The 1512-nt window shown below is 66.6% G+C and carries 1 protein-coding gene; it reads right to left on the bottom strand.

The annotated features are described in order from the left end of the window. On the bottom strand, window positions 1–121 hold a 121-nt coding region (locus tag ACFTZL_RS44820; RefSeq protein ID WP_382596374.1), incomplete at its 3' end, for a hydrophobic protein. Window positions 122–1512 lie beyond the last annotated feature (1391 nt).

Raw genomic sequence — 1512 nt, 5'->3', positions numbered from 1 at the left:
TCACGAAGCCCAGCAGCCAGACGACCAGCACGATGACGGCGATCCACCACAGTGCCTTCAGCGCGAATCCTGCGCCGAAGAGGATCAGGGCCAGAAGCAGGACGAGAAGCAGGGGAACCATAGTTATCAACCTCCGCCGCTCCGTGTGCCCGGCGATTCGAAGAACACACGGCCGATCTGCCTGGTTTCTTCACTGCTCTTGCGGGAACTGGGCTCAGTTTCGTCACCAGAGTTCACCTCGCGGTTGGGCGCCGCGCGGGGCGTCCATCGCCGACGCCTGCAGACACGCCGTCACCTTCCTCGACCAGGCCCACGCCGACCGTCACGCGCCCGCGATGGCTTGTGCGAGGGACGTGACCCAGCTGGTGGTCGGCGAGCTGGTCGCCAACGCCCGCAAGTACGCTCCCGGCCCTGTCCTGCCGGAACTGCGCATCACCGCCCACGCCGTGGATGTTGTCGCGTGGGACAGCGGCCCTACCGTGCCCGCTGCCCGGGCCGCCGATCCCGGGCAGGGTCGGCCGGCAAGGCCTGGAAATCGTCAAAGCCGTCACCGAGGACCTGTTCACCGAGCAGGAGCCGGTCGGTAAGCGCATTACGGCCCACCCGACGACCCCAGCGGGCACGCCACCAGTCGCCGCCCCCCAACGGCAGCCAGCGCGCTCCCTTCTCGATCTCACGGCCCTGCCGCGACGGCACCATGGGTCTCAAGGCGCGGGCTGCCCTGACATCCCTCGGGGCCCGGCCGGGGTGCGCGGTTCACAGGCGAGACCGCGACATCTGCGTCACGCGTGCGCCGACCGGTCTCCGGCTGGACCTACGCCTCTGAGGGCTCCTTCTGGTGCCGCCCTTGATCGCCGCTCAAGATTGCTCTCTCCGCCCACACACGAAAATCTATCTCAGCCAGAGTAGACATTGGCCAGTGGTGTGGTTATGGTTTCTCTCGTAGCCCAGACAGACAGCAGGGCCCGGCAGACACGAACTGCCGGGCAGCAGTACCGCAGTTGCAGTTCGCAGGACGGTGCGGTGGTGGAGTTTCGAAGCCAGGGTTGTTGCAGGACGGCGACGGGACTGACGACCGGACCGGGTGGCCCGCAGTGTTCAGGGGCCGCCGCGAGCAGTACCCGCTGTATCCGCAGTGGAGTCAGTGAGCAGTACCTCGGTGAAGGCGTCGGCTGCGGGCGCGCGCACCGGGAGGTTCGGCAGTGGGGTTCTAAGCCAGAGCAGACGCAGGACGGGCGACGGGGCTGGCTGCCGAAGAGTGGCGCTGTAACAGGCCACCAGCAGGTCGCATCACCAGCAGTACGCAGTAGAGCAGTACAAGCAATGAGGGAATGAACGGAGGAAGTGGACGCCATCAGGATCGCCCGGGCGGCTTTTCGAGTCCCGGGTACCGCAGGACATCGATAGTGAGGTGGTCTCCGGTCGAGAAACCGCGATCCCAGCATCCCCGGCAGCATTCAGGTCGGGTGTGCGGTGACAGAAGGCCGGCGCAGTATCAGGGCCGGCAGATGG

It is taken from the genome of Streptomyces sp. NPDC056948, assembly GCF_042674225.1.
Classification (GTDB): domain Bacteria; phylum Actinomycetota; class Actinomycetes; order Streptomycetales; family Streptomycetaceae; genus Streptomyces; species Streptomyces purpurascens.
The sequence above is the reverse complement of the archived record's forward strand: the minus strand, read 5'-3'. Positions and strand labels throughout refer to the sequence as shown.